General features: G+C 59.3%; 12 protein-coding genes. 2 read left to right on the forward strand and 10 right to left on the reverse strand.

Annotated features, from left to right (window positions below; translation table 11 throughout):
- The first annotated feature begins 48 nt into the window (after window positions 1-48).
- On the forward strand, window positions 49-792 hold the full coding sequence (locus HFX_RS15610) for an IclR family transcriptional regulator (RefSeq protein ID WP_004056411.1): 744 nt from the start codon (window positions 49-51) through the stop codon (window positions 790-792).
- A gap of 18 nt (window positions 793-810) precedes the next feature.
- Here HFX_RS15610 and HFX_RS15615 read toward each other — a convergent pair whose 3' ends face one another.
- Window positions 811-1,881 carry a glucose 1-dehydrogenase gene (locus HFX_RS15615; protein WP_004056410.1) on the reverse strand — a complete coding sequence of 357 codons (1,071 nt, stop codon included), beginning with the start codon at window positions 1,879-1,881 and terminating at the stop codon, window positions 811-813.
- On the opposite strand from HFX_RS15615, the gene HFX_RS19805 reads away from it, so the two are divergent.
- Entirely contained in the window at window positions 1,861-2,064 is a 204-nt protein-coding gene (locus tag HFX_RS19805; RefSeq protein ID WP_137685702.1) for a hypothetical protein, read from the forward strand. The genes HFX_RS15615 and HFX_RS19805 overlap by 21 nt on opposite strands.
- Before the next feature lie 143 nt (window positions 2,065-2,207).
- Here HFX_RS19805 and HFX_RS15620 read toward each other — a convergent pair whose 3' ends face one another.
- From HFX_RS15620 to HFX_RS15660, 9 genes are all read right to left on the reverse strand, one after another.
- Entirely contained in the window at window positions 2,208-3,626 is a 1,419-nt protein-coding gene (locus HFX_RS15620) for a PKD domain-containing protein (protein WP_004056409.1), read from the reverse strand.
- A 54-nt stretch (window positions 3,627-3,680) separates the two neighbouring features.
- Entirely contained in the window at window positions 3,681-5,123 is a 1,443-nt protein-coding gene (locus HFX_RS15625; RefSeq protein ID WP_004056408.1) for a PKD domain-containing protein, read from the reverse strand.
- Window positions 5,120-6,832 (reverse strand): glycosyl hydrolase family 18 protein, encoded by a 1,713-nt coding sequence (locus HFX_RS15630; RefSeq protein WP_014732646.1) that lies wholly within the window; start codon window positions 6,830-6,832, stop codon window positions 5,120-5,122. The genes HFX_RS15625 and HFX_RS15630 overlap by 4 nt, the downstream gene beginning before the upstream one ends.
- Window positions 6,833-7,130: 298 nt before the next feature.
- Window positions 7,131-8,753 carry a glycosyl hydrolase family 18 protein gene (locus HFX_RS15635; RefSeq protein WP_004056406.1) on the reverse strand — a complete coding sequence of 541 codons (1,623 nt, stop codon included), beginning with the start codon at window positions 8,751-8,753 and terminating at the stop codon, window positions 7,131-7,133.
- Between the two features lie 973 nt (window positions 8,754-9,726).
- Window positions 9,727-11,556 (reverse strand): IucA/IucC family protein, encoded by a 1,830-nt coding sequence (locus HFX_RS15640; protein WP_004056405.1) that lies wholly within the window; start codon window positions 11,554-11,556, stop codon window positions 9,727-9,729.
- Entirely contained in the window at window positions 11,553-12,953 is a 1,401-nt protein-coding gene (locus HFX_RS15645) for a lysine N(6)-hydroxylase/L-ornithine N(5)-oxygenase family protein (RefSeq protein WP_004056404.1), read from the reverse strand. The genes HFX_RS15640 and HFX_RS15645 overlap by 4 nt, the downstream gene beginning before the upstream one ends.
- Window positions 12,946-13,545 (reverse strand): GNAT family N-acetyltransferase, encoded by a 600-nt coding sequence (locus HFX_RS15650; protein ID WP_004056403.1) that lies wholly within the window; start codon window positions 13,543-13,545, stop codon window positions 12,946-12,948. Before HFX_RS15650 ends, HFX_RS15645 begins: the two co-directional genes overlap by 8 nt.
- The gene (locus HFX_RS15655) at window positions 13,542-15,341 is read right to left on the reverse strand and encodes an IucA/IucC family protein (protein ID WP_004056402.1); all 1,800 of its coding nucleotides are present in this window, start codon (window positions 15,339-15,341) and stop codon (window positions 13,542-13,544) included. The genes HFX_RS15650 and HFX_RS15655 overlap by 4 nt, the downstream gene beginning before the upstream one ends.
- Window positions 15,338-16,840, reverse strand: a complete 1,503-nt coding sequence (locus tag HFX_RS15660) for a pyridoxal phosphate-dependent decarboxylase family protein (protein ID WP_231512961.1) — start codon at window positions 16,838-16,840, stop codon at window positions 15,338-15,340. Before HFX_RS15660 ends, HFX_RS15655 begins: the two co-directional genes overlap by 4 nt.
- Window positions 16,841-16,871 lie beyond the last annotated feature (31 nt).

Consider the following 16,871-nt stretch of genomic DNA (forward strand, 5'->3'; position numbering starts at 1 on the left):
GCCGGTCCGCCACGAAACCGTTAAACCGCTCTTCTCCGACCTCGTGATATGACAGACCGGAGCCAGGTACCGACGCTCTCCGCGCCGAAAAAAACGTTCGCCCTCATCGAGGAGATGGCGGACCGTGACGGGCCGGTCCGCGTCTCGGACCTCGCTGAGGAACTCGGATTCACGCGGAGCACGACCTACAAGCATCTCGCAACGCTACGCGAACTCGGATACGTCAGAAAAGTCGGCGTGGAATATGCGCTGTCGTATCGGTTCGTGTTGTTCGGAACGCGTATTCGGGGGCGCTCTCCGTTGTACCGCGCCTCGAACGAACTCATCGACCAACTCGCCGAGACGACAAACGAAACGACGGGACTTCTCGTCAAACAGGGTTCCTACGGCGTCAATCTCTACCAATCGACCAGCGACCGTTCGGAGACGGTCGAAATCGACCAACACCTCCACTGTACCGCGCCGGGGAAAGCGATACTCGCGCACCTCACGGACGAGCAGGTCGACCACGTTGTCGACGCTGTCGGTCTCCCCGCGCGCACGGACAACACCATTACAGACCCGGGCGTGCTCGCAGATGAGTTGACGAACGTCCGCGAGCGCGGCATCGCCATCGAGCGAGGAGAGCAACACCCTGACCAAAACGGGGTTGCGGTCGCTTTCGAACACGACAACGAGGTAGCCGCCGTGTACGTCGTCGGCCATGCCGACCGCTTGAGTAGCAAACGACTCGAAGAAAACATTCCCGGGATGGTGCTCGGAACGGTTCGACGGACCAAAGAGTTGCTCTGAGTCTGCGGTCGCTTGCGGTTACCGTTCCGACGGGGGGACGAACTCGACGGCTGTCTTGATCTGTTCTTTGTTTCGCTCGAAGGCGGCCGACGGGTCCGCTGCCGGAACAACTTCGGTAACCACGTCGTCGATGAACCAGTCCGGAAGCGACGATACGGTATCGATAGCCATCTCGAAGTGCGGGATGTGAGAGTTGACGCTCCCGACGAGCGCCTTGTTTTGCAGCACCATCTCGCGATGGAGTCGCCCACCGTCGATTTCGAACTCCCAGTCGCTCGGAACGCCAAGGAGTGCTCCCACGCCGTTCGGTGCGAGCGCATCGAGAACCTCGAACGCGTGTTTCGCGTACCCGGTGGCCTCGATGGCGATGTCGACGTGTCCGTATTCGGTTGGAATCTCTGGTACCGGTGTCTCCCGCGAATCAACGTAGGTCGCTCCGAGTTTTTCGATGATGTCGATGCTCGGGTCCGGTCGGTCTCGCCGCCCCAGACAGTAGAGGTCGTCTACGTCGCGGGCGAGTCGCGCCAGCGTCAACAGTCCGAGCGGGCCGTTCCCGAGGACGAGCGCCGACTCCGGTTCCCACGAAAACGCCGCCCGCGTCGCGAACGCGTGTTGAATCGCCTTTTCGGCGTTGCTCATCGGTTCGACGAGGAAGCCGTGGGGAGCGAGCGACTCCGGAATCTCCACGAGGAACTCGGCCGCGCTCGTGAAGTACTCAGACATATAGCCGTGAGCGTCCACGATACCACGTTCGAGGTACTTCCCGTCGGGAGCCATGTCCGGTTCGCCGCGCTCGAAGTACTCGTTCGTCCCGTCCGGCGGCCGTCGAACGGTCGGAATGACGATATCACCTTCCTCGAAGCCCGTCGTCGTCGGGTCGACGACGACACCGATGGCTTCGTGGCCGAGTATCTGGTAGTCGTCACCCGGTGGGAAACCACCGTGAGTTCCCTTGATAACCTCGTGGTCGGTGCCGTCGACGCCAACTCTAAGCGTCTTGACCAGAACCTCCCCGTCCGCTGGTTCGGGTGTCGGAACGTCGATGACCCGAGGGGATTCCTCGCCGCGATGGACGGCTATCGCACGCATTACAGCATCCTCCGTCCGCTTCGGTCGTCCGGTGCGTCGTATCTCGCGCTGTTCGACCTGCCCATCGGACTGTGCCGCATCCGGTGTCGTGAGCCGGTGTCACCAACACAGGGGGCGCTCGGTAAGGCAATCATCACGACACACGTCACTGGGTTGGGACAAATACCTTCGGGTAACCAGTAGTTTCGCCCGCGCACGACGCTCCGACGAATCGGAGAAAAGAAATTCGATGGACCGAGGATGGTCGTGTGCTGGCAGGCCAGCACGCCGAGAGTGCTGACAGCCGGGTCGAACTCCGGCGGGTCAGCGGCTAGCTACGAGTCCTGTCACTCGCTCGTGAACGGAGCGAAGATGGACGAGAACTCGTATGGCTCTTGGTCGATGCCGCTTTTCACGGGCGACACCTCGCCGGAACCGGTTCCGTTGTCCCGGTCGATAGACCAGAACGAAAGTAGGCCGATGTCGTTGTCCTGCGCGAAGGTGAGGACCTGTTTCGCGTCGGCCTGCGTAAACTTCCCACCGACGTTGTTCACGCCAATCATCGGCGTGATTCCGACCATGCTCCAGCGTTCGCCGGCCGATTTGTCGGGGAACAGAGTGCCGAGGTCATCGTGGAGGTTGCTGGCCGACTGGGTCACGATATCGCCGCTCGGTTCGACCCACCCGTAGTTCATCGTCATGATGTTCACCGTATCGATGGTGACTCCCTTGTCGATGGCGTCCTGAAGCACGTCTTTGCCCTGTGCGGTCAGTCCCTTCGTCGACGTGGGGAGCGTAAAGGAGACGCTGACCTCGGGGCGTCGCTCTTGAAGCATCGCGAGCGCCTCGTTTCGGCGCTTGACCGTGCTCATGGCGAACGCCTCTTCGTCGATGTCCAGGTGCGTCGCGCCGTACGCATCGACGACCGTCTCGAAGTGGTCGGCGAGAACCGCCGGGTCGTCGGTTCCATCGGCGAGATACGGCCCTGCCGCGCCGCCGAAGGCGATGATGACCTCGCCGCCAGCAGCGTGGATGTCGTCGATATAGCCGCCGACGGACGACTCACCCACGAGTTGGTTCGAATCGCCGTCCCACGCCGGCTTTCCGTCCGGCCCTGCGAGCACGAATGCGAGATGGAAGTAGTTCGTCCCTGCTTTTTTCGCGTGGTCTATCGGTGCCGTCTCCGAATTCGTCGAGACGTGGTCGTAGGGTGCGAAGACGTTCGACGGAAGGCTGCCTGTTGGCGTTCCGCCGCCATCTGACGATTCGACGGTGACGGTCTTGTCCGTCGTATCGGTTGCACCGTCTGACCCCGTAACTGTGAGTTTGACCCCGTAGGAACCAGTCGATTCGAACGAGTGTGAAACTGTCTTCCCGCTCGCACTCGCGCCGTCAGTGAAGGACCAGTCGTAGGTATCGACTGTACCGGTCGATTCGCTCGCATCGAACGAGACCGACGTCCCCGGCGTCACAGTCGCGTCGTCGATGGTAAACGCCGCCGTCAGACTCTCGTCGTCGCCACCGTCATCGGGGCCGACTTTGGTCCAGTAGGCTGAATCCGTAGACGGTTCGGCATTTCGGGAGGCGATGTCGGCTTCCCAGATGTAACCCTCGTAGGTGACGCGGTCGCCTTTCTCGTATAGCGTCGTTTCGTCCCACTTCGGCGGGGACTCGGCCGATACTGCTGTCGATGCTGCGCCCACGCCGGCAACCGACGTGACGAGTGCTGATACGTTCCGGAGATAGGTTCGGCGGTTCTGTGTCATTGTTGAGTCGTGAATGCTTTCTGCGTCATTGGTTGGTTGTGAAGGCTTTCTGCGTCATTGGTTGGTTGTGAACGGATTGAAGAGAGACGAGAATTCGAACGGTTCCTGCTCGATGAGGGTGCTCTCGTAGAGTTTGTCGCCTTTGCCGTTGTCGCGGACGAGTTCCCAGAACGAGAGCAACCGAAGGTCGTGGTTCTGTGCGAAGTCGAGGACCTGTCTGGCGTCCTCCTGATAGAATGTCCCGCCGATGTCGTTGACGCCGATCATCGGCGTGAGTCCGAGCATGCTCCAGCGTTCGCTGGCTGATTTGTTGGGGTAGAGGTCGCCGAGTTGCTTGTGGACGCTCTCGGCCGCACTGATGGCGTTTTCGGCGTTCGGCTCGATGTCCGCGCCGTAGTCCATGACCATCAGGTTGACTGCGTCGAGTTCGACGCCTTTCGAGACAGCGTCTTCGAGGACGAACAGCACGTCATTCGACGAGTGGCCGGGGAGACCCGAAGGCATCACCGGCAGAGTGTACGAAACGTGCAGGTCGGGGTACTCGTCTTGCAACATGACAAGCGCCTCGTTCCGTCGTCGAATCGACTCCTCGTCGCGGCTGATAAGCGACTCTTCGTCGAAGTCGATGTACGTGAGGTCGTACGTATCCACGACCGTCGCGTAGGCGTCTTTCAACTCGCTCGCACTCGTCGTCGCCTCGGCGAGGTACGTCCCGTTGAGACCGCCAAAGGAGACGATGACTTCGCCGCCGTGTTGGTCCCGGAGTTCGGTGAGTTGGGTGCCGACATCGAGCCAGTTGCTCGGTTCGCCGACCTTCTGGCTTCCGGCCCATGCCGGGTCGCCGTTTCCATCAGCGAGGACGAACGCGAGCGTGAAGTACTTCGTTCCGGCCGCCTCGACGTTGGCTGCGAGCGAGAGTTGGTCTTCCAGCATCATATCGACGTACGGGGCGAAGACGCTGTCCGGGATTGGGTTGGCAGACGGGACGCCGTCGGCGTCGACCGTGAGGTTCCGCGTCGCATCGGCGGTGTTCCCGTCGGCGTCGGTCACCGTCAGCGAGATGGTGTAGTCGCCGGTTGCGTCGTACGCGTGAGCGGTGGTAAGCCCCGTCCCCGTCGTTCCGTCGCCGAAGTCCCACTCGTAGCTGCTCAGGTCGCCGGTCGACGCGCTGGCGTCGCAGGTGACCTCGGTTCCGGGTTGGACGAACGTGGCACTCACGTCGAACGCGGCCGTCGGGGGGTCTCCTGCATTGTCGGCGGGTTCGATTCCTTTCCACATATTCGCGTCGGCGCTCGGTTCGTCACCTTTCGTCCACCATTTTGCCTCCCAGATGTGGGCATCGTGGACGACGCGGTCGCCGTCGGTGTAGACCGTATCTGGGTCCCACTGCGGGTAGTCACCGGCCGCTTTCACTGACTGGATTCCTGCTGTCGAGAGTCCCGCAACCCCGGTCAGTCCCGCGATGGACCGGAGTATCGAGCGTCGATTCTGTTTCATTGATTCACTTGTCCGTCGATGGCGTCGAGAAGTGACCCGTTGTAGTCTTGCGACAGTTCCCAGAACATTACGCCGCCGAGTCCTTCCGACTTCGCGAGTTTGACCTTCTCTTCGATGGATGCGGGGTCGTCGTAACTGATGAATATCCCTTTTTCCTCGTTCCAGAGCCACGGCACCTGCCCCTGTTCGTTGACGTTCTTTTGCCAGCCGTCGGCACCCTCGTAGTTCTCTTCGAGGTCGCCGTAGTCGAACGCACCGGTGTTTGCTTGGTCGGAACCGAGAAGGTGGTTCCACGTTCCTGGTGGGATGACCTCGTTTTGGTACTGCGGGTCACCTTGCTGCCAGTCGGACAGCGAGAAGGTGTCCCAAATCCCGTTTTCGACCTTACAGCCGCGGCCGTAGAACGGGAGACCGAGTACGAGGCTGGCGGGGTCTTCGACCGGTTCTCCGTAATCTTCCCACTGCATCCAGTCGACCCAGTAGCCTTGTTCTTTCCAGATTTCGAGCGTCGTTTCGAGGGTGTACTGCTGGGCGTCCCCGGATGGTGGGTAGTCGTCCGGCGTGCCGTAAATCGGGGCGTTTAGCCCGGCAGTCTCGTGCCAGACGCCGGTGAAATCGTACGACATCATGTAGATTTCGTCGACGACGCGTTCGACCTCGCGGTGTTTGACTAACGAGGCGTTCCAGTCTGAACCGCCGTTTGCGACCGAGAGATAGTACGTTCGGCCGTCTTCTTCCTCGACGGTGTCGAGTTTGTTCCGAACGGCTTTGAGGAGTTTGACGTGGTTTGCTGGTCCTTCCGAACTTCCACACTCACAGGCACCCCTGTTCGGACCGGGGTGTTCCCAGTCGATGTCGATGCCGTCGAAGTCGTACTTCCGCATGAGTGAAACCGCGGTTTCGGCGAACCGAGTTCGGTTCGCCTCGTTTGCGGCGGCGTCCTCGAACCCGGGCGAGAGTGCCCACCCACCGATAGAGAGTTTGAGCGTCGTATCCGCGGCCGGACCCTGCTTGAGGTCGGCAAACGACTGGAGCAGTCCTTTGTGGTCGACTTCGCTGTCCGGGATGACCACGCTTCCGTCGGATTTCACGTTGAGGAACGCGTACAGTACGTCGGTCACCTTGTCGAAGGGGATGTCTTCGGGGTAGTACTGATAGTCCTCGTTCCCCTTCCAACTCGGATAGTAGCCGACGACACTGAACTCGTCCGACGGGGCGTTCTGCGAGACGGTGACCTGTTTCGATGTCGTATCGGTTCCGTCCTCGTTTCCGACGGTGAGTGTGACCGTATACTCCTTTTCCGACTCGTAGGTGTGTGTTACGGTCTCTCCCGTTCCGGTCGCTCCGTCGCCGAAGTCCCACTCGTAACTCGTGGGACTTCCGCTGGACCCGCTCGCGTCGAAGGAAATCTCGACACCCGGTTCGACGTAGGTGTCGCTCGCGGTGAATGCGGCTTTTATGCCACCGCCGCCACCGGCCTCTCCGATTTGTTTCCACATGTTCGCGTCGGTGGTCGGCTCGTCGCCTTTCGTCCACCACTTGGCTTCCCAGATGTAGCCGTTGTGAGTGACGCGGTCACCGCCCGTATATGCCACGTCTGGCTCCCACGTTGGTGGTGTTTCTGCTGCCGATGCGGTTGCGCTCGCGCCCGAAAGGAGTGCGAGCAGGGCTGACGTATTCCGTAGGTAGCTTCGTCTGCTCTGTCTCATAGTTGGTGTCGCCCGTCAGTGGGTCGTGTAATGGTCGGAATCACCGTTGTCAGAGGGTGCAGCGTTGAACTCCCGCGGTCTCTCCCGATTTTTCACGTCCCTCCCGACGTGCTGACGACAGATACCGTACTGAGCATTAGTTATTAAATGTTGGCACTGTCTAAATTTTAGTATTTTGAAAAAGAATTTTTACAGCCGCTATCTGGCGTCCCTCGCGGCGAGGGGACGCCACGATTAGTGCACGTACTGCGTGTTCTGTGCGTTTACAGACCCGTGTGGTCTGTGTGCTCTCTGTGTCTTAGAGATGTTCGAGGAGCGTGTCGAGTAGCACTTCGTTTTTATCGCCCGAGAATGCCCAGAACATCATCCCGCCGATGTCGTTGTTGACGGCGTAGTCCGTCTTGATGCCGATGGACTTCGGATTGTCGTAGCTGACGAGCACGTCGGAGTTGTTCGAGTATATCCACGGTACCTTGGCCGTGTCGTCCCAGTGGTAGTCGTACTCTGAGCTTGGTTCGAGGTTCTTGTTGATATCCCAGAACTCCATGATGCCGTTGTCTTGGCCCCACGTTCCGTCGGGGGAGCCTTCGAAGGACTGGTACAGACCGCCGTTGTCGCTACTCGCGACGTTCCCGAAGCTCCGGCCGTAGAACGGGAGACCCATCGAAAGCTGGGAACTGTCGAACGCGGTGTTCGCCCAGTAGCTCATCGCGGCATCGACGTTGAAGTCTTCCGCCCGTGGGGACGGGTCGTTCTCCTTGAAGTACAGCGGACTCTGGTGGTTCGTGTAGTCGTCGAAGGCTCCGTGGAAGTCGTACGTCATGACGTTCACGAAGTCGAGAAGCCCGGTGTTACGCTGGTGGTCGAGCCCGTTGTTTTTCTTCGGGTCGGCGGACAGTGCGGTCGTCAGCAGGTACTCTTGTCCGTCCTCCTGTTCGGCAGCGTCGAGTTCGGCCCGAACCGCATCTAGCAGGTCGGAGTACCGCTTTTTGTCGCCGTCGCGGACGATGTTCCCCGACTTTCCGCCACCGCCGGGATACTCCCAGTCGATGTCGAGACCGTCGAAGTTGTGCTCTCGCATAATCTCGACGGCGGTCTTCGCGAAGCGCTGTCGACTCGCTTCGGTTTCGGCCGCGTTCGAGAAGTACTTCGAGTCGTTCCAGCCACCGATAGAGAATAGGAACTTGGTCGTCGGGTCGTCGACGATTTCGTTGAACCCTTTGTGGTCGTGCCACGATTCGGGCTTGAGAACCCGGTACGCCGCATTCTCGTTGATATAATCGACTGCCCCGTCCTGTTTCACGGTCAGGAAGGCGTAGTTGACGTGTGTGACTTTGTCCAGTGGGATGTCGCCGGGGGTGTACTCGCGGTCCCACTGCGCCCACTGCATGTAGTACCCGACGACGCGCTTGTCGGTCGGCATTCCGCCGTCGCTCGCAGTGATGACCTTCGTCGTCGAGCCAGTCGCGCCAGAGTCGTCCGTTACGGTCAACTTGACCGTGTACTCGCCCACCGAATCGTACGTGTGAGAGACGACTTTGCCGGACCCAGTCGCTCCGTCGCCGAAGTCCCAATCGTACTCGGTAGCGGTGTCGCCCGACCCACTCGCATCGAACTCGACTGTTTGCCCGGGGTTGATGACGAGGTCGCTTGCGGTGAACGACGCTTTCGGACCGTCTCCGCCGTCGTCGACCGGCTCGATTTGCTTCCAGACGCTCGCGTCCGTACTCGGCTCGGTACCGCGGGTCCACCACTTGGCTTCCCAGATGTAGCCGTTGTAGGTGACGCGGTCGCCGCCGGTGTAGGTTGCTTCAGGGTCCCATTTGGGGGGTGTCTCTGCTGCTACGGCCGTACCCGCGCCACCGAGGAGCGCAAGCAGGGCCGACGTGTTCCGTAGGTAGTCTCGTCTGCTCTGTTTCATAGTTCGAGCGGACCGTTTTCGACGGCGCACTCATGTGTGCAGTATTGTCGAACGTATCCTGTAGAGCCATTGTCACACACAGTATAATAACTCTACGGCCAATCATATTTTATCCGATATATACTCAACGTTTGAACCCAATGTCCTTCGGTATTCGAACGACGCGTGTCAACCTCCAATTCCGAATCGGCTTCGCCACGTAGATGATTTCGTAATAGTAACAGTCGGGCCTCGCTGTTTGCTACGTTAGTATGCCTCATAAAATTCGCTTCTAGGGATTGTACTGGTTGGATTCGTGGAATTAGGTATCTTTCCCCGTTTGGGACGACTATGTGGCCCTAGCCGATACCGACTGGCTCACTAGTAGTTTGTTTCGTATTACGAAATAATTTGGCCGTCGTACTTGTTTTCCACGTTCAGAGGGATGCTGCTGGGTCTGGATGAGCCGGACCCCGTTACGGTCGTACGTGTGTAATGTTCTGCGAACTGATCAGGTCCTTGACCTGTCGGGGACAACGGTTTCGACACAGCTCAGCTACACAGGTCTTACTTGATGGTTGACCCGATATCAATTACAAACGTACTGGTGTAATTTGTAGGTGATTCGGTGGAACAGACTCTGCCAGTCATGTATCCACTTGAACGAACTGACTCCAGCAGTCCGTGGCTCTCGGTAGTCGATGGCTTTCGACTCCCGTGAACACCTGTCTTTGGTACTAATTTCACGCTCTGACAGCGGTGGATGACAGCCCGGCAACCATCTAAAACTGAACATATGTTTATCTAGGTTTGTACATCAATTTCCAACACATAAATATTATGAATGGTTGATTTATTCTATATCTACGTTTCAAATTCCTCTCTTTGTTGGTGTGGGTGTTTGAAACAACCTCAATATATGGTGTCGGGAAAACATTTGTGTGGAAATTATTCTGCTACTGTCGATTCCGAATCGACGTGTTAGGTCAAAGGCTCACTCACTAGTTGGTCCTGTTCGAATCGTTGGTTCAAGCTCGGCTAGCGCGTTCGAGACGGTGCCGTAGGCCGCGACTTCGGGGGGTGCGTGGTCGTCACTGTAGCCGTACTCAACCAGTCGGTTTCGGTTTAGACAGAGCTTGTCGTACTCGGGTTTGAACAGGTCGAACAGTTCGAATCGCTCTTCGAGTTCCGGGAACTGCGACTGGTAGTCCTCGATACTCGCTCGAACCTGCCGCCAGAGTTGGTCTTCGTCGTATCCTTCTCGGCGGTTGAGTAGGTCCGCTACGTAGCGCAGCACACAGATGAACAGCGTCCCGACGATGTGCTGGCACATCCCTTCGGGCGGTCGCTGGTGGATGATGTCTTCGTGTTCGTACAGTCCGTCGGGCAGTCGGTCGAGTTCGGGGAGCCATACTTCGCTAACCGCGATTTCGTCCACGTAGTCCTTGATTGCGAGGCGCGTGGGCTTTCCGTCCCGTAGGACCAGCATCGTATTCGTCCCGTGCGGCATGAAGACGAGTCCGTACTTGTAGAGGTAATGCAGCAGCGGCGGGAGCAGCACGTCGAAGCAGTCCGCCAGCCACTCGTCGACAGAGCATCCGGCGCGGTCGGCGAGCTTCGAGACAATCGGTGTTCCATCAGTGTCCTCGTGCATGAGTGCTGAAAGCGGGAGCACCTGCTCGTCGTCCTCGACGAGCGATTCGACACTCTCGCGCCAGACTGCGCCCAATAGCTCGTGGTACTGGTACGGGGCGTCGTCGAGTTGCGAGAACTTGGGGTGGTCGTAGTTGATACTCGCAATCTCTCCCGGTAGCACCAGGTTGCAATCATCTCGGAGGAAGGAATCATCGTCACGAATCGATTTGACGTACTCCGTAACCCGCGGTGCTTCCAGCGCTTGCTGGCCGGGGAGTCCGCGATAGACGATGGTGTTCAGCACACGGATGGGAACCTTGACGTGTGGCTTCTCGGGGTCTGAGATATTCGTGAGCGTCCGAACTGACTGCTGTGGGAGGTACGTATCCGGCCCCGTTCCGAGGGGAACGATAGCGTCACTCGCAATCTCGCCAGCGAACAGTTGGGCAACGGTGTTATCCCACTGCCACTCGTGGACGGGGAGGTAATAATACGAGTCCGGGTCGTGTCCCTTGCTTCGGAGCGTGTCGGCGAACTCCGCGGTCGTGTCTTCAAGTTGCTGGGTCAGAAGCGACTCGTAGTCGAGGCCGTCTACACTCCGGAAGTCGGCGAACGCTCGATGCACGGCGATCCAGACGAGCGATTGCGGGGTCTTTAGCTCCGGGGCGTACGACTGATAGTCGTCGTAGCCGAATCCGATTCGGCCCTTGTTGATGGTGAACCACGGATGGCCTTCCATCTCTCCCTCGATGGCCGGATAGTCCATGTCGAGGATGCTCTCTTCGACACCTTCCTTGCGGGCGTCGATGTGCGCATCAGCCAGCAGTGTGTTGTTGTACTCCCGAACGAGGTGGCTCGCCGTTTCGGGTGCGACGCCGAGAGACTCTCTGGCGTCGAGGAGGAACTGCACGGCATCGGTTGCCGCCGTCCATTCGCCATCCTCCTTGCGCTCGATGCTGTCCACGTCGACGCGGTAGCTGTCGAACGGCCGCGATTTCGCCTTGAAGCGGTAGGCGACCGACCCGTAATCGAGTCGGTACTGTGTCCATTCCTCGTCGGTTCTCTGTTCGATTGGCTCCAGCAGTTCCTCGTAGAGGAATTCTTCGAGCATCTTGGCGAGTAACTCGCGATTGACGCCGGTCCATCGTTCCGTTTCGAGCGCGTTCGTAAGCATATCTTGTCCGTTCATCGGCTGCCCTCCATCGAGGTGGCGGTCATCTGTGTGTCTCCCTCACTAACTGTTTCGAGGAACTCTTCGACCGAAAAGTCCTGAAAGACGGTATCCTCGTCCTCGGGATACACCGTTCGGTCGCAGAGTTGATTCACGATATGGGCGTTTCGGTAACACCCCAGTCCGAGGTCGGGTGCGCCGACCCCGTGAGTGTGCAGTTCGGCGTTCTGGACGAAGATGCGACCCGTCACGTCGTCGTCCGTCTGCAAGCGGTAGTCGTCGGTCACGCAGTACCGGCCGTGCTCGTCCCACTCGATAGACGACTCTAACGGCGAGAGGAAGCCGGGTGTCGGCCGGTGGTATCCCGTCCCGAGGATGACGACTTCGCTTTCGTGGGTAAATCGCGTTTCGGACTGCCACTGCTCGCAGACGAGGAGGTATCGTGAGTCGTCGCTCTCATCACCTTGGTCACTGCCACCACCGATTCGGTCGATGTCCGTCACCTCCGTCATCGCGAACAGCCCCACGTCGGGGTCGCGGTCGCCGATTGACCGGCGGTAGAGCATGTCGTAAATCTCTGCGCTGGTGTTTACGTCGATGCCTTTGTACAGCAGCCCCTGTTCGGGATACACCTCGTCGCGGGTCTCCTGTGGGAGGTCGGTGAAGTACTGCGTGTACTCCGGCGTGAAGTGCTGTAACCCGAGTTTCGAGTACTCCATCGGGAAGAAGCCTTCCGAGCGAGTAAGCCAGTCGAGCCGATAGTCGGCGTCGGCCTGCGCATCGAGCAGGTCCAAAAACACTTCCGCGGCGCTCTGTCCGGAGCCGATGACAGTTATCGAGTCCGCGTCGAGACAGCGGGATTTTCGGTTTCGGTAGGCTGCCGTGTGGAACACGTCACGTTCCGGATGGCCACCGAGTGCGTCGGGCACGTACGGGCGACTCCCGACGCCGAAGACGACATCTTCTGCCCGGTATCGGTGTTCTTCGCCGTGTTCGGGATGTCGAGCGATAACCTCGAAATACCCGTCGTCGCACCACTGAATGTCCGTCACACGCCGCTCGAACTGGCACGTGTCGAGTCGTTCGCTGACCCAGCGCAGGTAGTCACTGTACTCTCGGCGGGGAATCTGGAACCGCTCGTAGAAGTAAAACTGGTAGATACGACCGGTTTCCCGGAGGTAGTTCAGGTAGCTGTGTGGACTCGTCGGGTCGGCTAACGTCACGAGGTCTGCGAGGAAGGGAACTTCGAGCGTCGTTCCCTCGATAAGCATCCCTTCGTGCCACGCGAATTCGGCTTCTTGTTCGAGGAACACGGCATCGACCGACCCATCAGCCCCATCGAGTAGCGCCGCAAGGCCGAGATTAAACGGCCCGAGACCGACGCCGAGTACGTCGTGGACGGGTGTTTCAGTCATCGTATCCACTCTCCTCGAAGAACCGGTCGCGGTCGCAATGTACGAGCATGGCGTCTTTGTCTGGAAGGGAAATCTCTCCTTTGAGCTCGAAGCTACACTTTTCTAATACGTGGTGCGTTCGCTTGCTTCGAATATCGGGTTCACCGACGACACGCTTTGCATCGGTCGTTTCGAACTGAAACGCCGTGATTGCCTGAATCATCGCCGTACCGTAGCCACGGCCGACGTACTCCGGCGGGCCGAGGAGCACGTGAATACCCCTGTCGTCTGGGTCGACGTCGTAGCACTCGCTGATTACGTCGTCTTTCGCCGAGTACGTCTCCCAGTAGCTCATCGGTACGTGGTCGAGGTGTCCGATATACAGCGTGAGGTGGTCGTCGTTCAACTTCGAGTCGAGTTCGAGTCGAAACTCCGACCGTGGCAGATCGAGTTGCCAGTCCGGTTTCACGTGGTCGTAGCCGAACCACGTGTGAAGCCGGTCGAAGTCCCGCTCCAGTTCGATTTCGGCGAAGGAGATGGTTCGACCGATTGTTTCGTCGTACACCTCGTAGGCGTACTCTCGGCGCTTGCTGTCTACTGCCGCGACTGTCAAGGCGAGACCACCTCCAGTTCCGTGACGAGCGGGTTGTCGATATCCACGTACACGGACTGGTTCGCCAGCGACCCGACGAGTTCGTCCATGTCGTGGAAGCGGGTCAGCAGGTTCGCCTTGCACGGCACCGTCGGTTCCGTGAGGAGTTCGTCGAGGAACGACGACGACGGGCGGTCGAACTCCCGGAGCGATTCGAGTTCCTCTCGCAGCAGTCTCAGGAGCCGCTTTTCTTCGACCAGTCCGGCGGTCCCAAAGGCGTTGATGAGACCGAAGGCGTTGTTGAGGATGATATAATACCGGAGGCGCTCGTCGGCAATCCAATCGGGACAGACCGACTCCGCGCGCTCGCCGATGCCCGGCAGGTGTTTGTCGACCCTATCGTGAATCGATTCGGGCAGGTAGTAGCCCTGGTTGTCGCGGTAGTGGAACGTGTCGGGATAGCCGTCTTCGAGCGAGAGGACGCTGTTTTGCTGGTGGGCTTCGACACCTAGTCCGCGCTCTAAGTAGAGCCAGAGAATCGGCCGAACCGAACGTTCGAGGTACTGTTCGAACCAGTCTTCGCTGACTGCATCGGTCGAACGACCCTCGCGCTCGGCGATTGTCTCGATTAGCGTCGCGAGCCTCGAAGACCCATCTCCGATGTGGTCCTGACAAAGCCCCACCACGGGTGTCGCGTTCATCGCGTCGTCGCCGCGGAATGGGTTTTCTCGGAGGACCGTCTCGAATCCCGACTCTCCCTCGACGAGGTCGAGCGTCAGGTATCCGGGGTCCGATACGATGTCGAACGACGGGAATCGTTCCGCCAGTTCGTCGCCGAGTTCGGTTTCGAGCAGTTCGGTGACTGCGACGCCTCGCTCCAACTCGTCGAGCTTGTTCGTTCGCTCGGAGTTGGTGATTTTGACGTTCAGAGAGGCCTTGACCATGAACGGGGAGTCAGGGGCGTACAGTGTCCGAACCGACGACGTGGGATAGAACTCCCGTCCGACTTGGCCGACGTATTCGAGTCCGTCGCCTAGATTCTCTTTGACGTGCGGCTGTTCGCGGAGGTATCCCGCCTGCCACGGGTGGACAGGTAGCAGCACGTCATCCGTATCGACGTGCTCGGAGACGAACGACTCGGGGACGGTTTCATCCTCGCGGAGTGTCGATTTGACCCACTCGGATGCGGATTCCGCTCGAACCGACTTTTGCTGGACCAGCGACGGGTCTGCCTTGAAGTACGCAAGCGAGAACGCTCCTCGCAGTTCCGGGGCGTACGTCTGTTCTTTGTGCGGCGGTATTCCCTGCCGGCTTTTCGGCGTCGGGTGTAGCTGGTGTCCGAATACGAGCGATTGCTCGGCATCTCGGAACGACGTGTTGAAGCCGTAGAGCCGTTCTTCATCGTCCTTCCGGGCTTCGACGAATCGTTCGATATTCCTGTGGCTCTTGAGTACTCGCAGGAGCAGTTCGTCGCCTGCACCCGTATCATCGCGCGAACGTTTCAGCTCCGTCGTGACGAGATTTACGAGCGTCGGGTAGTCGAGTTTCAGTACCTCGTCGTTCGCAAGCCGATACACGGCGGGTAACTCGAACAGATGTCGGCCGGTCAGCGACTGATACCGAAGCGGGACGTAGATGTCCACACCCTGGTCTGAGAGGGATGCGTGGACGACTTCGTCGGTATCGGCATCGATTGGCGCGTCGGCCTCGGCAATAACCTCGTAGTCGCCGGTTTCCCGGAGATAGCAGTTGAGGAAACTGTGCAGTGTCGCGGCTTCTGCGGGCGCTACGGAATCTTGGGTATCTCTTGGGTTCATTGTCGGATTTCGTCGGGGTTCGTTTCGAATTCGGTGCCACGAGCGGTAATCGCCTGGAGGAGCGACCGGATATCCTCGCGTGTCGTCCGCGGATTCAGGAGCGTCAGCTTCAGACAGTTGATGCCATCCACCGTTGTCCGTGCAACCACGGCTTCGCCGTCTTCGAGGAGCGAATCACGGATAGCTTCGTTCAGCTTTCCTATCCACTCCTCTCGTGTCATCTCTATCGGCACGGACTCAGGGACGTACCGGAAGAGAACTACGTTTAGCTCCGATTCGTGGATGACGTGCAGGTCCGAATCCCGCTCGATTAGCTCGACCGCTTCGTCAGCGAGATTGATGGTGTATTCCATCAGCGAGGCAAGCCCCTCGCGACCGACCGTCTGCATCGTGACGAACGGTTTGAGCGCGTCGAATCGTCGGGTCGTCTGTACCGATTTCGACACGAGATTCGGAACGCCGGCTTCATCGTCGCGTTCCGGGTTCAGGTACGCCGCGTTCCGGTCGATGAGGTCGTAGGACGACTCGTCGCGGACGAGGACGGCTCCACAGCTTATGGGCTGGTAGAACATCTTGTGGAAGTCGACCGCGATAGAGTCCGCAGCCTCGATACCGGCGAGTTTATCGGCGTGCTCGTCGCTCAGCGCGAGCGCGCCACCCCATGCGGCATCGACGTGGAACCAACAGTCGTACTTGCGAGCACGCTCCGCCAGTGGTTCCAGCGGGTCGATGCTTCCGAAATCTGTTGTCCCGGCAGTTGCGACGATAGCAAACGGTCGATTGCCGTTTGCGCGAATGTCGACAATTGCCTCGTCGAACGCCTCGACGGAGATGCGGTACTCGTTGTCAGTCGGGACCGTGACGACCGCGTTTTCACCTAACCCGAGGTGAGAGGCGGCCTGCTTGGCGGTGAAGTGGGCCGCTTCCGAACAGAGGATGCGGAGGTCCCGGGCTTCTGGCGGCAACCCGGCTTGTTGGACGTCGACGCCGTACTCTTCCAGTAGAATACGATTCCGTGCGAGCAGCAGGCCAACGAAGTTCGACTGTGTCCCGCCGCTCGTGAAGACGCCGTCGCTTTCCGCTTCGTCGTAGCCGAACAGCCCACACAGTTCGGTGACGAACTGCTCTTCGAGGTGGGTCGCTGCGGGACTCTGGTCCCACGAGTCCATCGACTGGTTCGCCGCGGTCAAAAGCACTTCGGCGGCGAGTGCCGGAACCATCGGTGGACACTGCAGGTGTGCGATGCAGTGCGGGTCGGAGACACCGACGGAATTTCGGAGGACTGGGCCGGTTCGGTCGAGCGCGGTCTCCAGTCCGTCACCCTCGGAAGGGAGCATCTCGAACTGGGCGAGCGTGTCGGCCAGTTCATCGGGTGTCACCCCCGAATACGGCGTCGCGTTGTCGAGGAACTCCCCGAGAACGAGGTCACACGCCTGCTCGATTGCCTCTTGATAGGCCTCGCGGTCATTCTCGTCGTCCCCGAGGAACAGCCCCTCCATATCCGGGCGTGTATCGTGGAGACTCTCGGCG

It is taken from the genome of Haloferax mediterranei ATCC 33500 (genome assembly GCF_000306765.2).
Taxonomy (GTDB): domain Archaea; phylum Halobacteriota; class Halobacteria; order Halobacteriales; family Haloferacaceae; genus Haloferax; species Haloferax mediterranei.

Bases quoted from the DNA above. Each gene is read 5' to 3' on its own strand.
- HFX_RS15610 (WP_004056411.1), top strand. From the start codon at position 49: ATGACAGACCGGAGCCAGGTACCGACGCTCTCCGCGCCGAAAAAAACG.
- HFX_RS15645 (WP_004056404.1), bottom strand. From the start codon at position 12,953: ATGACTGAAACACCCGTCCACGACGTACTCGGCGTCGGTCTCGGGCCG.
- HFX_RS15635 (WP_004056406.1), bottom strand. From the start codon at position 8,753: ATGAAACAGAGCAGACGAGACTACCTACGGAACACGTCGGCCCTGCTT.
- HFX_RS15640 (WP_004056405.1), bottom strand. From the start codon at position 11,556: ATGAACGGACAAGATATGCTTACGAACGCGCTCGAAACGGAACGATGG.
- HFX_RS15630 (WP_014732646.1), bottom strand. From the start codon at position 6,832: ATGAGACAGAGCAGACGAAGCTACCTACGGAATACGTCAGCCCTGCTC.
- HFX_RS15620 (WP_004056409.1), bottom strand. From the start codon at position 3,626: ATGACACAGAACCGCCGAACCTATCTCCGGAACGTATCAGCACTCGTC.
- HFX_RS15660 (WP_231512961.1), bottom strand. From the start codon at position 16,840: ATGGAGGGGCTGTTCCTCGGGGACGACGAGAATGACCGCGAGGCCTAT.
- HFX_RS19805 (WP_137685702.1), top strand. From the start codon at position 1,861: ATGGACGGCTATCGCACGCATTACAGCATCCTCCGTCCGCTTCGGTCG.
- HFX_RS15625 (WP_004056408.1), bottom strand. From the start codon at position 5,123: ATGAAACAGAATCGACGCTCGATACTCCGGTCCATCGCGGGACTGACC.
- HFX_RS15655 (WP_004056402.1), bottom strand. From the start codon at position 15,341: ATGAACCCAAGAGATACCCAAGATTCCGTAGCGCCCGCAGAAGCCGCG.
- HFX_RS15615 (WP_004056410.1), bottom strand. From the start codon at position 1,881: ATGCGTGCGATAGCCGTCCATCGCGGCGAGGAATCCCCTCGGGTCATC.